The following is a 17,851-nucleotide window of genomic DNA, read 5'->3' on the forward strand; positions in this document are numbered from 1 at the left end:
GCATGGGCACTGGGGGCGGCATCCTTCAAGGCTGCTTCTTGTCCTTGGCCTCGACCATCCCGACCGGCCGCGGCGTCATCGAATCCGCGATGTCGACCCAGCCGCCGCCCATCGCCTGGTAGACGTTCACCACCTGCGTGTAGCGGTCGGTCGTCAACGATGCGAGCGTGAGTTCGGCCGCAAAGAGTTCGGTGTCGGCAACGAGCACTTCAAGGTAGCCGATGAGGCCGCTTTCGAATTTGAGTCTCGAGAGCCGGGCGAACTCACGCAGTTGAACCACGCGCTCGCGCTGGAAGCCTACGCCTTCGATCGTCTTCTGCGTGCCGATGAGCGCGTCATTGGTGTCGCGGAAGGCATTGAGGATGGCGGACTGATAAACCAACTCAGCCTGCGTCTTCTGCGCTTCGGCCGATTGCACCTGCCCCTGGATGGCGCCGAAAGTGAAGATCGGACCGGCCACCCCCGCCGCCGCTTGCCACGCGGTCGCAGGGCCTGTGAGGAAGCTGCCGGCGGCGGTGCTGGTCGAGCCGAACGCGCCCGTCAGCGAAATGGTCGGGTAATAAAGCGCCCGCGCCGCGCCGATGCTGGCGTTCGCGGCCACGAGGTTTTGCTCGGCCGCAAGGATGTCCGGCCGGCGTTCGAGCAATGCCGATGGGAGGTCGGCCGGGATGAGCGGCGCCGCGAGTTCGTCGATGGTCTTGCCGCGCGGAATCGGACCCGGATCACGCCCGAGCAAGATCGAGATGCGGCCCTCGACCGCCGCGATCTGCTGTTCGATGACGGGGATCGACGCCAGCGCCTGCTGGTACTGCGAGCGCACCTGCGAGACTTCGGTCTTCGACACGATGCCGGACTTGAAGCGAAGATCGAAGATGCGCGCCGTTTCGCCAAAATTGCCGGCCGTCGCCATGGCGATCTCGCGCTGGCGGTCGAGGCCGCGCAGCGCGAAGTAGCTGGTCGCGACACCCGTCACGAGCGTGAGGACAACGCCGCGCTGTGCCTGCTCGCTGGCATAGACCTGCGCCTGGGCGGCTTCGCTCAGGCGCCGCACCCGCCCGAAGAGATCGACCTGCCAGGTGGCACCGAGCGCTGCCTGGTAGAGCGAGAAATAGGGATCGGCGGGCTCCGGTATCGGCGGCTGGCCCACGCGGCTTGCACGCGATCGGCTGGCGCCGCCACTGTAGGCAAGCTGCGGATAGGCTTGCGACTTGGCCGAACCAAGGGTGCCGATGAACTGGTCCACGCGCGCGGCGGCGACACGAACGTCGAGATTGCCCCGCAGCGCGGATTCGATCAACTCGTTGAGCACCGGATCGCCGAACTGCTCCCACCATTTGGTGTTGGCAACATCGGCGGCCTTCGGGTAGTCGATCCGCCATGCCGCGGGTGCCTGCACTTCAGGGCGAACGTAGTTGGGTCCGACGGTGCAGCCGGCGACGACAACGGAGAGGGCAGCCAGCGCTGCCAGCGCAAACGTCTTCATGGGGCTTTCCTCGCTCGAATGTTCAGCAGGGAGATCGATATCGTTTGAAGCATCAGGAGAGCATCCAGATGAAGAGCAGCGTGACCACGAGCAACGCGATGCACGCGATGGGCCAGCGCCGCAGGAAGCTGTCTGCGCGCTCGAAGCCCGCGCCGGTTGCGAAGCTCGCGCCCTTCAGGCCGCCCAGCGCAATGCCGATGTCGCCAGCAGGAATGCGCGGAAGAAGCTGCCTCGATCGGTCCAGCACGACAGCAAGCGCAGCGCCCACGAGCACCGGCCACAGCGCTGACCACAACGCAACGGGCGCGAGGGCCTTGGGCAGTTCGTCGACCGGAAACTGGAGGTACAGCACCCACGGCACCACGAGAGAAGCCAATGCCATCGCGAGCCATGCGCCAGTCAGCACCCATGGGGCGCGTGCGTCCGCGTCCGGCGCCGTGTTGCCGCTCAAGCAACGCAGGAAGTGGATCATGAGCAGCGTCGACGCAATCGACGACACCACCGCCACGCTGCCGGCCAGGCCATCGCCAAGCAGATCCTTGGCCGCGTGCTTGGCGAGCGAACCGCCCGTCAGCGGCAGACCACCCAGACCCAGCGCGATCACCGCGGCTGGAACCAACATGGGCCACAAGTGCCGCCGTCCCGTGAGACCGATCACGCCCACCGCGAGGAACAAGCCGCCCTTCACCAGCAGATGGTGCGCAGCGTAGAAGGCAGCGGCCATCGCCGTGCTGCCATCGCCCGCAGCCAGGCCCATGCCGATGACGGCCACGACAAAGCCCATCTGGCTGACGCTCGAATAGGCAAGCACTGTCTTGGGCCGCGACTGCGTGACGCCGATGAGCACGCCATACAGGGCGCCGATCAATCCGACCGTGGCGAGCGGATAGCCGAAGTCGGGCAGCGCGACATCCAGCGGCAGGAAACGCACCATCGCGATGACGCTCGCCTTGACCACCGCGCCGCTCATCACCGCGGCGGCCGGGATCGGCGCCACACCGTAAGCCAGCGGCATCCAGAAATGAATCGGCACGAGGCCCGCCTTCATGCCAAGCCCGATGAGCAGCAATGTCAGCGTGAGGTCGCGCGTGGGTGAAGTGGGCAGCGCCGCAACGGCATCGCTGATCAGCAGGCTGTCGCCGGGTGTCGAATTCGCCATCAGGATGAGGCCGGCCAGCAGGAAGGCTTCGGCCAGGAGTGCCAGCCCCAGGTAGAGCGCTCCCGCGCGCAACGCATCGGGTCCTTTGCCCTGAAGCACGAGTCCGCTGGCCCCAACGCTCAGCACCGCGAGCAGGAAATAGAAACTGATGAGATCCGCCGCCAGGAACACACCGACGCAGCCGGTCAGTGCCATCAGCCAGCAGACGATGAATCCGTCGGGCTCGGCCTTGCCGCGCAGAAAGCGCGCGGCATAAGCACCGGCCACGATCCACAGCAGCGCCGCGACCCCGAGCAACATGGCGCCGGGTGAATCGACAGCGAAGCTGAGCGAGAACGCCGCGTTGCCCATGACGAAGCTCGTTCCGTCGTTGTCGAACAGCGCGGCCAGCAGCGCCGGCACCGGCGCAAACACGAACAGGAGCGGCAGGCGGCGCCGCAGCGGCTTCCAGGCGCTCGCGATCAACAGCAGGAGCGGCACGCCCATCGCGAGCGGCACCATCACCTGCACGCCCAGCAGGATCGCGAGGAAGGTGACCGAGCCGATGATCATCGCGCCCCCACGGCGCCGATCGCGCCAATCGGCGACAGCCCGGGCCGGCCGATCTGCGCCACGTCGACCGGACACATCGCCGAGAGACCCAGCAGGAACGAGCAAAGGGCCACCACCAGCACGGCGACTTGCTGGTAGCGCGGCACCAGCTTCTTCGGCATCCAACCGGCGTCCGCGGGCGCCATCGCACGAACGACCACCATGAACACATACGCGCTTGTCAGAAGCCCGCCGACGAGCATGACAAGCACCCACCACCATTGCGCCGTCGCGATGGCCGCGGAAAGGAGCAGCCACTTGGCAAGGAAGCCACCGGACGGCGGAAGCCCGATCAACGATGCGCCACCGAGTGCGAAAGCGGTCAGCGTCATTGGCAATGCACGTCCGATGCCGCGGAGGTCCGCCACGCGGTCGTGGCCGAGAGTGGAATAGATCAACCCCGCCGCCAGGAACATCGCGGCCTTCGCCGTCGCATGGGAGATGGCCTGGAGCATGCCGCCGGACACGGCCGAAGCGCTGTCGATCTGCGCAGCCTCCAGCCCGGCGACGAGGGGAAACATCAGGAACAAGTAGCCGATCTGCGCGACTGTCGAATAGGCGATCAGCAGCTTCAGCCGGGCCTGGCGCAGCGCCACGACATTGCCGACCAGGATCGCCGCGGCACCCAGTGTCGCGAGCAGTTGCGTCGACGGCAGCGTCACGACACCGGCAAAGACGTCGAGCCACAGGCGAACCACCAGAAACCACGCGCCCTTGATCACCAGCGCGGAAAGCACGGCGCTGGCCGCGGCGGGCGCGCCGGCATGCGCGGGCGGCAACCACAGGTGCAGCGGGAAGAGCGCGGTCTTGGCGATCAGCCCGACTGTCATCAACGCGGCCGCGGCCCACGCGATGGGCTCGGGCTGGATGCGCGATGCCAGGAGCGCAATGTCCAGCGTGCCGTAGGCGCCGTAGAGCAGAAACGCGCCCAGCAGATAGAACATTGAACCCAGGAGTGCAAACAGCAAATAGCGCAGCGCCGCTTGCAAGGTCTCGCCGCGTCCGTCGAGGCTGACCAGCGGAACGCCCGCAAAGGTCAGCAGTTCAAGCGCGACATAGAGGGTGAACACATCGCCGCTGACGAAGACGAGATTGAGCGAGCCCCAGACGGCGAGCAGCAGCAACCAGAACATGAACGGCGCGCGTGCCTCCTTCGCGCCGGACGGCGTGCCGAAATCGCCGCGCGCGTAGATGCCGATGACGCCGATGACCACCGCCACAGCAACCAGCATCACCACCGAGAGGCCGTCGGCGCGCAGAGCGACGCCGAGCGGCGGGCTCCACCCGCCCAGCGGATACACCAGCGCACCGCCCGATTCCACCAGCGCATCGGCGATGGCGATCGCAATGCCCAGTCCGATGAGGAGCGTCGCCATCGTCACCCGTTGCGCATTGCGCCCGCCGAGCACGAGTCCGAGCAGCACGCCGACAAAGGGCACGAGCACTGCCAGCACGAGCAACAGGCCGGCGGGTGTGGTCGGGTCGATCGCGAGGGAAACCGGCACCTAGTGCGCTCCGGGTGCGTCCGGCCCGCCGGGCTCGGGAGTCTCGACGGTCAGCGTTGCCGAACCGGTCTCCTCGAACAGGCGCAGCAGCAAGGCCACGGCCAGCGCCGAAGCCGCGAAGGCCACGACGATCGCCGTGATGAGCAGGGCCTGCGGCACCGGATCGCCACCCATCCCCGCGCCTGCACCGCGGCGCGCGATCACCGCGCACACCAGGAAGATGCCATTGCCGATGAGGTTGAAGGACAGGATCTTGCGCAACGGCTGCGGACTCACGATCAATCCGTAGAGCCCGAGCCCGACGAGCACCGCGGCGCAAAGTCCGAAGAGCGTCGCCGCGCTCATTTCGGCTCCGCCCGTTGCGGTGCGCCCGCCAACAGCAAGCCCAGCGTGAGCGCGAGTGACGGCAGCAGCGCGAACTCGATCACGAGGATCCATGGCTTGGCATGGCCTTCTGGATAGCCGAGGAACGCACCGGCAGCGCCAACGCCCGCCAAGCCGATGAGGATGAACACCACCGGCCCCACGGACAGCCCGATCCGCAGCAATCTGCTACCCACCGGTGGCGCGTCGACCAGGCCGGCCATCATCACCAGCAACCACATTGCGGCGAGGATGGTCGCACCTTGGAACTTGCCGCCCGGGTTGTCTGCGCCGACCCACAGGATGTAGACCGCGATGACGATGCCGATCGGCGGCAGCACGCGCGCGAAGTACGCCAGGATGCCGTTCGGATCGGAGGCAGGCATCGGCCCGGGCCGGCCGCCCCATGCGCGGTCGGGCGCGAGCGACCACACGCCGACCAGCGCGAACAGCAGCACGACAGCTTCCAGCAGTGTGTCCATCGCGCGAAACGACAGCAGGACGGCAGTGATCGGGTTGCCCACACCAGTCGATGCGATGTTGTCCGCGACTTCCTGCGCGAGCGTGGGCGCCGGCTCGGGCAGCAGCAGCACGCAGGCGGCGATCGCGGCGGCTACTGCAATCGACACGATCGCGGCCACGACACGCGTCAGCACCCCAGGCTGTCGTGCGGCGGACTGTGCTTCGCTCGCGCGCAGACGTGCCGCGGCACCGACCAGTAGCGCGCCGGTCAGGCCCGCGCCGATCGCTGCCTCGGTCATCGCGACGTCGACCGCCGACAGCCGCAGCCACACCGAGGTCAGCAGCAATCCGTACGGAATGAAACCGGCGACCGCTGAAAACGTGTCGCGCACAAAGACGGTCCACGTCGCGAGTCCGAGAAAGAGCAGCACCAGCGCGATGTTCAATGTCAGGCTCATGGCGGCACCTGTCGCGATTTGGCCGTCCGCGGAGCGCCGCTTTGTTCGCTGCGTTGAATCGCTCGCGCGATCAGCTGCGACGAAACCGCCGACGCCAACAACACGAGGAACCAGATGAGGATCAGCTTGAATCCGAGCAGCGCACTGCCCACTTGCGGAAGCAAGCCCAGCACCACAAGGCCCAAGCCCAGGTTGTCGGCCTTGGTCAGCGCATGCAGGCGCGTGTATGAATCTGGAAAGCGCACCAGTCCGACCGTGCCGGCAAAGAAGAAGAAAGCGCCGACCGAAATGGCAACGACGGTGAAGATGTCGGCGACGATGCTCAAGGCTTGTCCCCCGCAGCGGCCCTTGCATCTGCGTGCGACTGCGCATCCGCATCCGCATCCGCATCCGCATCCGCGTCCACAAGCACGGACCCGGCCTTCACGAACGCGATCGCACTGAAGGCAGCCAGGATCGACAGCGTCAGCACCACGTTGACGACGTCCTCGATGTCGTGCAGCGCACCCAGCAACAGCAGCGCCGCGATGCCGCCTGTGCCGAAGAGTTGCGCCGCCATCATGCGGTCGGCATTGCCCGGGCCGCGAAGGACGCACACCAGCCCGGCCGCCACCATCAGGAAGACGAAGGTGCAAGCGCCGAGAAGGAAGTCATCCATGGCTCTCCCCCGTCACAAGGGCATCCGTGAGAAGTTCTTCTTCCTCGGCCATCTGCTGTGCGAGGGGCTGCGTGATGTCCAGGCAATGGAAGACGATCGCGAAATCCGATTCGCCGACAGGAACGGACCCCGGCATGAGGCTCATGATGGAAGCGAATTCGTTGCGCGCCAGACCGGGCGGGAAGCTTACCGGGCAATCCACGAAGCCGGGCTTCAGCGGCATGCGTGGGTGGAGTGCGCGGCGCGCCACGTCCACGCCCGCGACCACCGATTGCCAGAGAAAGTGCGGGATGAAGACAAGCAGCGAGCCAAAGCGCACGTGCCCCGCCTCGCGTGGCAGAAGCCGCACGCTCGTCCAGGTTGCTGCAATGGTGGCGACCAGTCCGATGGCGAGATCGCCCGGCTTCGCGCTTGGCATCAGCACCACCCACATCGCGAGGAACATCGCGCCGCGCTCCAATGCCGTACGCGCCAGTGTCGGCGTGCCGGCCTCAATGCGATCAGGTGAATCGGGCGTCACAGAACGGCTCCGGTGATCAGGCGGTCTCGACGATGGGGTCCGCGGGCTCGGCGGGCTCGTCCAGTGGCGTCGGCTTTTCCTTGCCGAATACAGCCACGTACACCGTCGGCAGGAACACCAGCGTCAGCAGCGTCGCCACCAGCAGGCCGCCCATGATGGCAAAGGCCATCGAGCCCCAGAACACAGTCGGCGCGATCGGGATGAGTCCCAGCACGGTCGAGATCGAAGTCAGCATCATCGGCCGCAATCGCGAGGTACCCGCGGCGACCACGGCGTCGTAGACGCTTTGCCCTTCGGAGCGGTAGGTCTCGATCTGCACGATGAGAATCACAGCGTTCTTCGCGATCATGCCGATCAGCGCCAGGATGCCGAGGATCGCGACGAAGCCCAGCGGGCGGTTGAAGATCAGCAGTGTGATGACCACCCCGATGAGCCCCAGCGGCATGATGCAGACCACCATCGCCAAGCGCCGGAAGCTCACCAGCAAGAGCATCATGCTCACGAGCATGAGCACGATCATCAAGGGCACCACGGCAAACACCGATGCGCTCGACGCGGCGCTTTCCTCGAAGAGCCCGCCGGTCTCCACCCTGTAGCCCCTCGGCAGCTTCGCATTGAATTCCTTGATCCGCGGCGCCAGCGCTTCGACCACAGTGTCGGGCAGCACGCCGTGCAGGACGTCCGCGCGCACGGTGAGCGTCGGCATACGGTCGCGCCGCCAGATAAGCGGCAGTTCCTGCTCTTCGGTGAAGGTGGCGAACTGGCTCAGGGGCACCATCCGGCCCGTGGGCGTCGGCACCTGCAGCGAACTCAAGGTTTGAAAGGACACCCGCTGTTCGTCCGTCGCGCGGGCCACCACGTTGACCAGGTAGATGTCGTCGCGCACCTGCGTCACGGCCGATCCGGTGATCGCTGCGTTAAGGATGCCCGACAACGTCGCGGTGCTGACACCGAGCTGCCGCGCCTCGTCCTGGTTGATGCGCACCTTGACTTGCCGCGCCGGCTCCATCCAGTCGAAGTTGACGTGCCGAACGCGCGAGTCGGACCCGAGGATCTCGGCGAATTCGAGCGCGTGCTTGCGCACCTCGTTCTGGTCGGGGCCGCTCACCCGGTATTGCAGGGGCCATCCCACCGGCGGACCGAGTTCGAGCGGCGACACGCGAGCGACCACGTCGGGAAACTGCTCCGCCAGCGCCTTCTCCAGCTTGTTCTGGAGCCTGTCGCGTGCGTCGATGTCCTTGGCGACCACCACGAACTGCGCGAAGAAGGGGTTGGCCAACTGGACGTTGAGCGTGAGGATGAAGCGGACGGCACCACGCCCGACGTAGGTGCTGAAGTGGTCGACGTCCGGATCGTCCTTGAGCAGCGCCTCGAAGCGTTCGGCTTGCGCCTCGGTCGCATGAATCGACGCGTTCTGCCGCAAGGTCATGTCGATGGTCAGCTCGGGGCGGTCCGATGCCGGAAAGAACTGCTGCGGCACCAGGCGAAGCAGAAAGATAGTGGCCACGAAAGCTGCCAGCGTGACGGCGATGGTGATCCACCTCGCGCGAATCGCGGCCTCCAGGAAGCGCCCGTAGAGCACCAGCACCTTGCCCGGCTTGGCCGGCGCAGTGTCCCGCTTGGGTGCCTTGAGGATCGCCTTGCCCACCAGCGGCGAGAAGATGACGGCGCCGAGCCACGACACCAGAAGCGCAATGGCGACCACCGCGAAGATCGAGAACGTGTATTCGCCCGCCGAACTCCGCGCAAAGCCGATCGGCACGAAGCTCGATATGGAGACCAGGGTGCCGACCAGCATCGGCGCGGCGAGAGTCTTGTACGCGAAGGTCGCGGCCTGGTCCTTGCTGTCGCCCGCGGCGAGCCGGTTGATCATCGCGTCCACCGTGGTCATGGCATCGTCCACCAGCAATGTCAGCGCAATGATCAGTGCCCCCAGCGAGACCCGGTGCAGGTCGATGTGCAGGAGATCCATGATTGCGAACACGACAGCCAGCGTCAGCGGAATCGACAGCGCGACCACCGCGCCGGGCCGCACGCCAAGGCTCACGAAGCTGCACACCAGGATGATGATGATCGCCTGCCACAACGACGCCATGAAATCGTTGATCGCGACGTCGACCGTCACGGCCTGGTCCGCAACCAGCGTCGGCTGGATGCCGTGCGGCAGGTTGGCCGTGATGTCGTCCATCTCGTGCTTGATGTTGCGTCCGAGGGCCAGGATGTCGCCGGCGTCTCGCATCGCGATGGCAAGGCCGATCGCGGGCTTGCCATCGACCCTGAACATCGGCTGCGGCGGATCGACGAAGCCGCGCCGCACGGTGGCGATGTCTCCCAGCCGGATCATGCGATTGCCGAGCACGAGATTGACGGCCTCGATGTCGCGCTCGGAGTCAAAGGAGCCGGTCACGCGCACGAAGACGCGCTCCTGCTCGGTCTGGATGGTGCCGGCCGGCCGGATGACGTTCTGCGCCTGCAGCGCGTTGACGATCGTCGGATAGTCGAGCCGCAGCCCGGCGAGCCGTTCGGTCGAGAACTCGATGTAGATCTGCTCGTCCTGCGCACCGAGCACTTCGATCTTGGAGACGTCCGGAACCTGGAGCAAACGCGATCGCGCCGCTTCGACGTAGTCGCGCAGTTCGCGGAACGTAAAGCCATCGGCCGTGAACGCATAGATGATCCCGAAGGTGCTGCCGAAGTCATCGTTGAAGAACGGGCCCACCACGCCCGAGGGCAGCGTCTGCCGCATGTCGCCGATGTTCCTGCGCACCTGGTACCAGACGTCGGGCACCTCGGCGGGCGGCGTCGACTGCTTCAGGTCGACGAAGATCGTCGTCTGGCCAGCGACCGTGTAGCTGCGGATGCGGTCGAGATGGTTGGTCTCCTGCAGCGTGCGTTCGAGCCGCTCGGTGACCTGCTTGAGAGTTTCATCGACGGAGGCACCCGGCCAACCGGCGGCCACGACCATCGTGCGAAACGTGAATGCCGGATCTTCGCCGCGGCCGAGGCGAAGGAACGACAGCGTTCCGGCGACGACAGCGATGATCATCAGGAACAGCACCAGCGAGCGCTTGGAAAGCGCCCACTCCGACAGGTTCGGGCCGATCACTGCGCAGCCTCGAGCATGCGGACCTGCTGCCCGGGCCGCAGTGCCTGCACGCCCGCGGTGACGACGAGGTCGCCCGGCGACAGGCCGGACGTGACCTGGACGCGCGCCGCGTCATAAGCGCGGACCTCGATCGGGCGCGCCGAGACGGTGCCGGTCTTCGAGTCCACCACCCACACCGAAGCGCTCTTGCCGGAACGGCTCAGGGCCGATGCCGGAATGTCGATCGCCGGTGCCGTGTCGAGCTTCATGCGCCCGGTGACCGTCGACCCCAAGCGCATGGCGGCAGGCGGGTTGACGAGCCGGACTCTCACGCTGAAGGTGCCGGTCACGGGATCGGCACGCGGAGAGACTTCGCGCACCTGGCCTGTCGCCGTGATGCTGGGGTCGCTGGTCAGCGACACCGTGATGGAGGGGTTCGAAGGCGCACTGTTCTTCACCGCCGCAGGCACGTCGAAGACCGCGTCGCGTGCGCCTTCCCGCGCCACCTGAACGACCATCCGGCCTGCTTGCACCGCTTCGCCGGGCTCCGGGCCCCGGGCTGTCACCACGCCCGCGACATCGGCATTGAGGCGTGTGTAGTTCACTCTGTTCTGCGCCAGCGTCACTTGCGATTGCGCCGTCTCCACTTGCGACTGCGTGACCTTGAACAACGCATCGGCCTGGTCGAAAGAGGCGCGCGACACCGCGTTCTCCTTGAGCAAATCGCGCAACCGCCCCTGTTGGGTACGGGCTTCGACGTTCTGCGCCTGCGCTGCCGCCAACTGCGAGCGCGCCGCCTGCAGGGCTGTTTCCTCGTTCAGCGGATCGAGGCGTGCCAGAAGCTGACCGGGCTTGACGAGATCACCGACCTCGACCTGGCGCTCAATGAGCCTTCCGTCGATGCGGAACGACTGGTTGATCTCGGTCTGCGCCTGGACGCTGCCCGTCAGGGTGACCGTGTCGCCTGCGACCCGTGTCTCTATCTTCATCACGCGCACTGGCCGGATCTCCGGGGCTGGCGCCTCCTCGGCGCGCTTGCACGCGGACAACAGGAGCAATGCGGTGAGTGAGAGGAACGTCGTCGTTCCAGGGATGCGACCAAGGTCTTGAAATGCGAATTTCGCTGGCACGAGGTGACGTCCTATGGATGCGGTTGGGCCCGACAACTGCAGGCGGACCTGCGAGTGCTTGAGTCAGCATCCGGGGCACTCGAATGTTTGTCAAGTCGACACAAGGCAGCTAGAAGCTCTTGCGCACGTTGATCCAGTATTCGGTCGAGCTGTAGTTGAAGCCGATCGAGTTGCTCTGGTCGCGGATCCAGAGAATCTCCGGCCGCAGCGACCAACTCGGCGCGAAGTCCCAGACCAGATAAGCGCCGACTTCGTACAGGTTGTCGCGGCGACGCAGGAGCACGGTGTTATCGAGCGTGTCCGGGTGAAAGTGCTCGATGTTGTCGGCATTGAACTGATCTCGCTCCCACCACAGGAATGTGCCCCAAGCGAGCTTGCTGCTGACGGTGAAGTCCAGCGCCACGGTCGCGCCGAAGACGTCCGAATCGCCGTCGGGCCGGCTCGTTGCGTAGTTGTGGCCTGCGTGCCCGGTCACCGACAGACTTCCGTCTCCCTCCATGAACGAGCGGACCCAGCCCGCCGAAACCAGCGCGGTGGTGCGGCTCAAGTCGCGCAAAGGACCTTCCGGGTAACGCCGGCGGCGGATGTCCGCCCCGACGTTGAACTGATTGTCCGGGTCGTAGCGCATGCGGTAGTTGGTGTAGATGGACACATCGTTGCGGTAGTCGCCATCGCCGCGATAGCTGGTGCGGCCCCTGAAGCCGGCGGCGAGATTGTTTTCGCCGAAGGACTTGCTGCCGGCCAGATTCCAGCGCAGGTCGGAGTCGTTCCTGCTGTTGGAGTTGTCGTAGTTGCGGTAGCGATAGTCCAGCGTGCCATCGATGGCATAGCCGTTGTCCAGCGCGTAGTTCACGCCGCCGCCCGCGCGTGCATTGAAGAAGGTGTCGCGCCGGTCGCCGCCGCCGAGCGCGTTGGTGCCCACGGTGTTGTTCACGCGGTATTGGCCGACGCCCGTCTCCGCATAGCCGAAGTGCGTCAGCGCCTGGTTCTGCTCGAGCGACTGCCGTGCCGCCTGGTCATAGATCTGCACTTGCGAGAGAACATCTTGCGGAACGTTGTCGAAACGCAGCACGGTCTCGAATTCGATCTTCGCTTCCGCGTAGCGCCCAAGCATTGAATAGGCGCGGCCCAGGCCAAGATGCGCCGCCGGAAAGTCGGGGCGTGTTGCCAGGCTGAGCTGGAAAAGCACCTTTGCCCTCTCACCCTGCTGCAAGCCGAGAGCGGCGCGGCCAAGCAGATAGGCGACATCGGCATCGGCCGCAGTGGCGGCTTCGAAGGGCGCGAGCAGGTCATAGGCCTCCTGGTACCTGGCCTCGCCCACGAGCTGCCGAGCGCCTGCAACGTCCGGATCGGYCGCGAACGCGGCGCTCGCGAACAGCACGGCGATGGAAGCCACCCATATCCGGCAGGCAAGGCGCCACGGTGGATGCGCGTTGCCGCGACCCTCGGCACGAAACTCGGTCATGGTCGAACGTCTCCTCCAGCGAACCTCTTCGCGGGTGGAGGGCATTTAACACGTCGTATACATCATGCGCAACGTGAACGATCGCAAGGCCGAAAGGCGCGAATGCTAGGGCTTGCCGTTGCGCGACAGCAGTACCGCGAAAGGCCGCGTCCCCGAAAACTCCGAGAAGATGATCGTCATCATGGCCGTGATCGGCACGGCAAGAAACGCACCGGGAACACCCCAGAGTGCCACCCAAACCGCGAGGCTGACCAGTATGGCAAAGGGGCTCAGATTGAGCGAGCTTCCCATGACGATCGGGTCGAGGAAGTTGCCGATCACGAACTGGATGACAGTGAGCCACAGTGCAATCGAAACGACGTCGCCCGTCGCGCCGAACTGCGCCATCGCCATGGCGCTCGGCAACAGGATGCTCAGGACCGAACCGATGTAAGGCACGAAGTTGAGCAGCACGATCGTGACGGCCCAGAACGGCGCGAACTCCAGTCCCTTGTACCGCATGACCACCCAGCTCAGCGCGCCCAGCAGCACGCCGAGGAAAGTCTTGAGCGCCAGATAAGCGCCGACCCGCGCGTTGATGTCCGAGATGACCTGCTTGATGCGCAGCGCATGCTGCGGACTGCGGGCGATCCCGGCGATCTTCGCGTCCAGATGGGTCCGCTCGACCAGCAGAAAACAGGCATAGAGCGCCACCACGCCCACGCTCGCGAAGAGCGAGGACACCGACGACAGCGCGGAGCCCACGACTCTTTGAAGGCTCACTTGGGCGAGGAAGTCCCGGCGCAGCGTGGTCCATGTGGGTTCCCCCTCGAAGCGCAGGAACACGGCCACCTTCTGGACGCCGGCGAGGAGCGACTCCTGATAGCGCGGTGCCTGGGCGATCACGCTGTCTTTGCTCGCGAGGATCGTGTAGACCACCATGCACAGGCCGAAAGTGATGATCAGCACCGACAGGAGTGAAACGGCCGTCTGCGGCAGCACGCGCCCCAGCAGGGGGATTCTGCTGATGAGCCTTGAAAGCCCAAGGACCACGTAGACGACGAAGACGCTGAACATGATCGGGACGAACACATCCCGGCCGATGTAGAACACCCAACCGATCATCAACGCAATGGCTGTGCCATACACGAACGTTTGGAACCGGTGGTTCATCTTGAATGCAACTCCGTGGAATGGATCGGAAACGACGGCGCGCCGATCTTATGCGGCCCGCGATCCATCCCGCCACCCCAACGCAAACGCGGCAAAGCTGCTTCTTTGCTTCTTGCTAGACCCAGATCTGCAGCACGTAGTCGAAAGGTGCCTGTCCGTTGAACAGGTCCACGCGCTGCAGTGCAATGCGCAGCGCACCGCCCGCATCGCGCACCAGCGTGTGCCGGTAGGTGCCGCCGAAGTGCCGGATGGTGTCGCGCCGCAACTCCATCATCTGGAAGCGCGAGCGCACCTGGATCGTCGCGCCGTCAACGGATTCGAGCGCGACATTGCCGACCACATGACTCGTCTCCCACATCGGCGCCTGCGACCACGCATTCGGGTGCGACACACGACCCTTGCGGATCTCCATCATCAGCTTGTCTTCGGCAAAGATCGATGGCGAGCCTTCCCAATCGGTTTGCTCCGGCGATGCAGGCATCCAGTAGACGCCGCGGTCGTCGAACAGGTCCATCCATGCCTGCCAGTGCTTGCCGTCCAGCAGTTCGGATTGCAGATACAGCAACTGCTCGACCTCCCGCTGCAGTTCAACGCTCGCACCCGCGGCGGTGAGGAGACCCGCGCGCGGCAAGGCGGCGTTGTTATTCGAAGGCATGCGCGGCGAATGATCCGGCGCGATCACTTGGGCGCCGGTGTGCGCTTCCCCTGCGGTCGCCTCGATCACGACCTCCTGTGCGAGAAGGTGCTCGAAGTCGGGGCCGGCGTTGGGAATGGCTGGGTCTCGTGTGCCCTGTGGGCGCTGTGTGCTCATGGCGTACTCCTGCGCTATGCGGCCAGCATATAGGCCGACCATGCACGAAACTGGCTGCGCATTACCGCTTCTGACGTACCGTGGTTGGAGTAGGTCACGCCGCCCTCCTCCCGGTCATCGCCGAAATAGCGATGAAAGCTGACCCAGTCACCGCCGTTCGATCCCAGTCCCCATTGGCCTTTCGTCCAGTTCTCGAGATCATCGGCATTGATCATCGTGGCGGGCGAATTCACGAGGTTGTAGTACCAGAGGCTGCGGCGGTAGATGGCTTCCGGCGCGCCCTTGAGGCGGAAGTGCCAGATCTCCGACAGCGTCTTGTCCGCCGAGATCGGCCGCAGGCATCGCAACTGCTGCAGCGGCGATTGCACCGACAGGTAGGGATAGATCAGCACATGATGAATGCTGCGGGAAAGGTATTCCTCGGTGCGTTGTTCACCATAGGCTTGCTTGAGCAGCGCCTCGTATTCGAGCGTGTCCGGGTCCTGGGGACGCAATCCCATGTAGGCCTTGAGAATGCCGTGCCCATGCGGGAAGTTGATGGTCTGCACCGAATTCCACTGGTCGAAGCTCGACGCGAAGGTCGACAGGTAGTGGTAGTAAAGCGGCGCGGAACCCCGCTCGGCCTTGAGGCGCTTCTCGACCCTGCCGGCGGCGATGCCGGTCGACTGGTGCGTGACGGATGGGTGCAGCGCATCGAGCTGGTTCTCCATGAAGAACTTCCAGTTCGATTGCTGGATCACGCGATGGCAGATCGGCACGACCTCCACCTCGCCCACGGGCGACCGGTCGCACATGTCGTCGAAGGCAATTCGTGCTTCGCCGAGAAAATCGACCAGCGATGGCCCTTCGCCGACCAGACTCGCAAAGACGAAGCCGCGGTAGCTGTCGACGCGGGCTGCGCGCTTCACGCTGCAATCGGGGTTGTCGCGGGTCATGCGCGTGCCCTCGTAGCCCTGCGCCAATGGAATGGCACGCACCTTGCCGTCAAGATGAAAACTCCACGCATGGTACGAACAGACAAAGCTGCTGCCGGTGTTGCCCTTGAGGTTGCCCACCAGTTGAACGCCGCGGTGAGGGCATCGGTTGTAGAGCACCTGCACCGAGCCGTCGGCCTGGCGGACCATGATCATCGGCTGACGGCCGATCGTCACGGCGTAGTAGTCGCCCGGATTCGGCACCTGCGACACATGGCCGCAGTAGACCCAGGTGCGTTCCCAGATCTTCTCCATTTCGGCATTGAAGATCTCCGGGTCGGTGTAGACGGTCTTGTGGACCCGGTCGGGTTCGACCAGCGAATTGAGGTTCATCATCGGCTTCCCTTCATTCTTGGGGCGAGGATCGCCGCACCATGACTTTGGCTTGCGCGCGGCTTCCTGGGCGCAGTTTGCTCCCCGCCGAGGGAAGGAAGGTCTCAGATTTACCCGCACGACCTGTTTGTCCAGTGGCCCCGAACCTGCGATGCTCGGCGATCATTCCGGCAATGTGGCGCAGACCCTTCTAGGAGCCTCCATGGCATCGGCATCGCTTGCACTGTTCGACTCCGTGACCGCCGCGCTGAGCTCGAGCTTGTCGACCCCGGCGGGCATCATCGCCGTCTGCTCGGCCGCTGTCGCGGGGGCGCTGGTGATCGTCAGTTCGTTCGTCAAGACGATGATCCCGCTGCGCTGCCTGGCGGTCGGCGGCAACCTCGGCTTCCTGATCTACGGCGCGCTGCATCCTTCGCTGATCATGGTGCTGCTGCACGGCACGCTGCTGCCCATCAACATCTATCGGACCGCGGAGATGGTGCGCCTGACGCGCCGTGTGCGAGCGGCGTCCGAGTCGAGCGACCTGTCCGGCGTGTGGCTTCGACCCTACATGCGCAAACAGCGCCTGAAGGCGCATGAGGTGCTGTTCCGCAAGGGCGACGCGGCGACTCACCTGTATTTTCTTGCCGAGGGCCGCATCGATTTCGTCGAGATCGGCGAGACGATGGAACCCGGCCGGTTGTTTGGCGAGATCGCGTTCTTTGCGCCGAACAAGCGCCGCACCCTCACCGCACGCTGCGCCACGGATTGCCTCGTGCTGCGGATCGACGAGACGACGTTCAGGCAGCTGTACTACCAGAACCCGGCGTTCGGCTTCGAGGTTGTGACGATGGTCGCCGGACGGCTGCTGGCCGATCGGCAGCGGCTGGAGGAACGGCTCGCCGCCACTCCTCCCGCTGCCTGATGCTTCAGCCCCAGTTCTCCAGCTGGTGGTGCCCGGTCGGCGACAGCTGACGCCTTTGGTGCGGTGCTTGCGGGACTTCATCGGGCGACGTACCGGGGAGTTGGAGCAGGCGTTGACTCTTCGAACAGTGCGCGTAAGCAAGAGCGCGTCCTTAGATGTCCAGCTAACTTGAATGGACAGCATGGTCTCCGGATTGGCCTCTGTCTCAAGGCGGGGAGACTGGCCGATCACGCCGCGACTCATAAACGTTCAGATTGACTCCACCACTTTGCCCCACTTAGAAGTCGAGTTAGGAGGCTCGCCCCGAGCCCCCCCGGCCAAATTGGCGAAGCGGAGACGCGTATGAATCAAGTGTTTTGTTCCATCTGGGATGAGGTCTCTCAAACGTGCGTCGCCGTCAGCGAGCGGACCACTGCCCGCGGCAAGTCCAAGAGCGCGCAACGCGCAGTGCGCTCGAGGCGGTCCATCGCAGTCGCCGCGATCGTGCTTTCGCCCATGTTCATATCTCAGGCGTTTGCGCAATGCAGTCTGTCGGCAACAGGTGGGACGATTGGTAGCCCTGTCAATTACGGATGCACTGTGACGGGCGCGGGCAGCACAGTCACCGTTCTGGGCTCGGGAATATACGAGGGATGGCTGAATTTCACCGGAATCGATTCCTCTTTGATCATCTATTCAGGAGGGCAATTCATCGCCTCCGATACTGTTCCGGGAAACGTGACCTTTAGTGTTATCACTGCCGGTGGATCCGGTTGGAGCCTTACCAATGAAGGGACGATTTCGGAGGCACTCGAAAAC

15 protein-coding genes and 1 pseudogene are annotated in these 17,851 nt (G+C 64.9%); 2 read left to right on the top strand and 14 right to left on the bottom strand.

Annotation, left to right across the window (positions count from 1 at the left end; translation table 11 throughout):
* Nucleotides 1-25 precede the first annotated feature (25 nt).
* The 14 genes from AC1DSF_RS00085 to AC1DSF_RS00150 form a co-directional block, all read right to left on the bottom strand.
* Nucleotides 26-1,483 (bottom strand): efflux transporter outer membrane subunit, encoded by a 1,458-nt coding sequence (locus AC1DSF_RS00085; protein ID WP_478128861.1) that lies wholly within the window; start codon nucleotides 1,481-1,483, stop codon nucleotides 26-28.
* 52 nt (nucleotides 1,484-1,535) lie between these two features.
* Nucleotides 1,536-3,194, bottom strand: a complete 1,659-nt coding sequence (locus AC1DSF_RS00090; protein ID WP_478128860.1) for a proton-conducting transporter transmembrane domain-containing protein — start codon at nucleotides 3,192-3,194, stop codon at nucleotides 1,536-1,538.
* Nucleotides 3,191-4,738: a complex I subunit 5 family protein gene (locus AC1DSF_RS00095; RefSeq protein WP_478128859.1), complete on the bottom strand. Its 1,548-nt coding sequence runs from the start codon at nucleotides 4,736-4,738 to the stop codon at nucleotides 3,191-3,193. Before AC1DSF_RS00095 ends, AC1DSF_RS00090 begins: the two co-directional genes overlap by 4 nt.
* Nucleotides 4,739-5,083 (bottom strand): NADH-quinone oxidoreductase subunit K, encoded by a 345-nt coding sequence (locus AC1DSF_RS00100; protein WP_478128858.1) that lies wholly within the window; start codon nucleotides 5,081-5,083, stop codon nucleotides 4,739-4,741. It abuts the gene before it with no gap.
* Complete coding sequence (locus AC1DSF_RS00105; protein WP_478128857.1) at nucleotides 5,080-6,021, bottom strand: hydrogenase subunit MbhD domain-containing protein; 942 nt, start codon at nucleotides 6,019-6,021, stop codon at nucleotides 5,080-5,082. The genes AC1DSF_RS00100 and AC1DSF_RS00105 overlap by 4 nt, the downstream gene beginning before the upstream one ends.
* Entirely contained in the window at nucleotides 6,018-6,347 is a 330-nt protein-coding gene (gene mnhG / locus AC1DSF_RS00110; RefSeq protein ID WP_478128856.1) for a monovalent cation/H(+) antiporter subunit G, read from the bottom strand. The genes AC1DSF_RS00105 and mnhG overlap by 4 nt, the downstream gene beginning before the upstream one ends.
* Nucleotides 6,344-6,679, bottom strand: coding sequence for an MrpF/PhaF family protein (locus AC1DSF_RS00115; protein ID WP_478182157.1), 336 nt, complete (start codon nucleotides 6,677-6,679; stop codon nucleotides 6,344-6,346). The genes mnhG and AC1DSF_RS00115 overlap by 4 nt, the downstream gene beginning before the upstream one ends.
* Nucleotides 6,672-7,199: a Na+/H+ antiporter subunit E gene (locus AC1DSF_RS00120; RefSeq protein ID WP_478182158.1), complete on the bottom strand. Its 528-nt coding sequence runs from the start codon at nucleotides 7,197-7,199 to the stop codon at nucleotides 6,672-6,674. The genes AC1DSF_RS00115 and AC1DSF_RS00120 overlap by 8 nt, the downstream gene beginning before the upstream one ends.
* A gap of 16 nt (nucleotides 7,200-7,215) precedes the next feature.
* Nucleotides 7,216-10,305 (bottom strand): efflux RND transporter permease subunit, encoded by a 3,090-nt coding sequence (locus tag AC1DSF_RS00125; protein ID WP_478182159.1) that lies wholly within the window; start codon nucleotides 10,303-10,305, stop codon nucleotides 7,216-7,218.
* Nucleotides 10,302-11,414, bottom strand: a complete 1,113-nt coding sequence (locus tag AC1DSF_RS00130) for an efflux RND transporter periplasmic adaptor subunit (RefSeq protein WP_478128852.1) — start codon at nucleotides 11,412-11,414, stop codon at nucleotides 10,302-10,304. Before AC1DSF_RS00130 ends, AC1DSF_RS00125 begins: the two co-directional genes overlap by 4 nt.
* Before the next feature lie 109 nt (nucleotides 11,415-11,523).
* Nucleotides 11,524-12,879, bottom strand: a complete 1,356-nt coding sequence (locus tag AC1DSF_RS00135; RefSeq protein WP_478182160.1) for a tetratricopeptide repeat protein — start codon at nucleotides 12,877-12,879, stop codon at nucleotides 11,524-11,526.
* A 105-nt stretch (nucleotides 12,880-12,984) separates the two neighbouring features.
* Nucleotides 12,985-14,031, bottom strand: a complete 1,047-nt coding sequence (locus AC1DSF_RS00140) for an AI-2E family transporter (protein ID WP_478128850.1) — start codon at nucleotides 14,029-14,031, stop codon at nucleotides 12,985-12,987.
* Between the two features lie 115 nt (nucleotides 14,032-14,146).
* Nucleotides 14,147-14,842, bottom strand: coding sequence for an aromatic-ring-hydroxylating dioxygenase subunit beta (locus AC1DSF_RS00145; protein ID WP_478182161.1), 696 nt, complete (start codon nucleotides 14,840-14,842; stop codon nucleotides 14,147-14,149).
* A gap of 14 nt (nucleotides 14,843-14,856) precedes the next feature.
* Nucleotides 14,857-16,152: an aromatic ring-hydroxylating oxygenase subunit alpha gene (locus tag AC1DSF_RS00150; RefSeq protein ID WP_478128848.1), complete on the bottom strand. Its 1,296-nt coding sequence runs from the start codon at nucleotides 16,150-16,152 to the stop codon at nucleotides 14,857-14,859.
* Between the two features lie 49 nt (nucleotides 16,153-16,201).
* Here AC1DSF_RS00150 and AC1DSF_RS00155 point away from each other — a divergent pair, with 49 nt between their 5' ends.
* Entirely contained in the window at nucleotides 16,202-17,053 is an 852-nt protein-coding gene (locus AC1DSF_RS00155) for a Crp/Fnr family transcriptional regulator (protein ID WP_478182162.1), read from the top strand.
* A gap of 342 nt (nucleotides 17,054-17,395) precedes the next feature.
* Nucleotides 17,396-17,524, top strand: a pseudogene (locus AC1DSF_RS00160) (ESPR-type extended signal peptide-containing protein); the annotation flags it as partial.
* Between the last annotated feature and the right edge of the window lie 327 nt (nucleotides 17,525-17,851).

Source organism: Variovorax sp. 01N429, from assembly GCF_056399425.1.

What these genes read in the sequence shown, in the direction of transcription:
- AC1DSF_RS00150 (WP_478128848.1), bottom strand. Translation starts at nt 16,152, where the DNA reads ATGATGAACCTCAATTCGCTGGTCGAACCCGACCGGGTCCACAAGACC.
- AC1DSF_RS00100 (WP_478128858.1), bottom strand. Translation starts at nt 5,083, where the DNA reads ATGAGCGCGGCGACGCTCTTCGGACTTTGCGCCGCGGTGCTCGTCGGG.
- AC1DSF_RS00145 (WP_478182161.1), bottom strand. Translation starts at nt 14,842, where the DNA reads ATGAGCACACAGCGCCCACAGGGCACACGAGACCCAGCCATTCCCAAC.
- AC1DSF_RS00105 (WP_478128857.1), bottom strand. Translation starts at nt 6,021, where the DNA reads ATGAGCCTGACATTGAACATCGCGCTGGTGCTGCTCTTTCTCGGACTC.
- AC1DSF_RS00115 (WP_478182157.1), bottom strand. Translation starts at nt 6,679, where the DNA reads ATGGATGACTTCCTTCTCGGCGCTTGCACCTTCGTCTTCCTGATGGTG.
- AC1DSF_RS00140 (WP_478128850.1), bottom strand. Translation starts at nt 14,031, where the DNA reads ATGAACCACCGGTTCCAAACGTTCGTGTATGGCACAGCCATTGCGTTG.
- AC1DSF_RS00085 (WP_478128861.1), bottom strand. Translation starts at nt 1,483, where the DNA reads ATGAAGACGTTTGCGCTGGCAGCGCTGGCTGCCCTCTCCGTTGTCGTC.
- AC1DSF_RS00090 (WP_478128860.1), bottom strand. Translation starts at nt 3,194, where the DNA reads ATGATCATCGGCTCGGTCACCTTCCTCGCGATCCTGCTGGGCGTGCAG.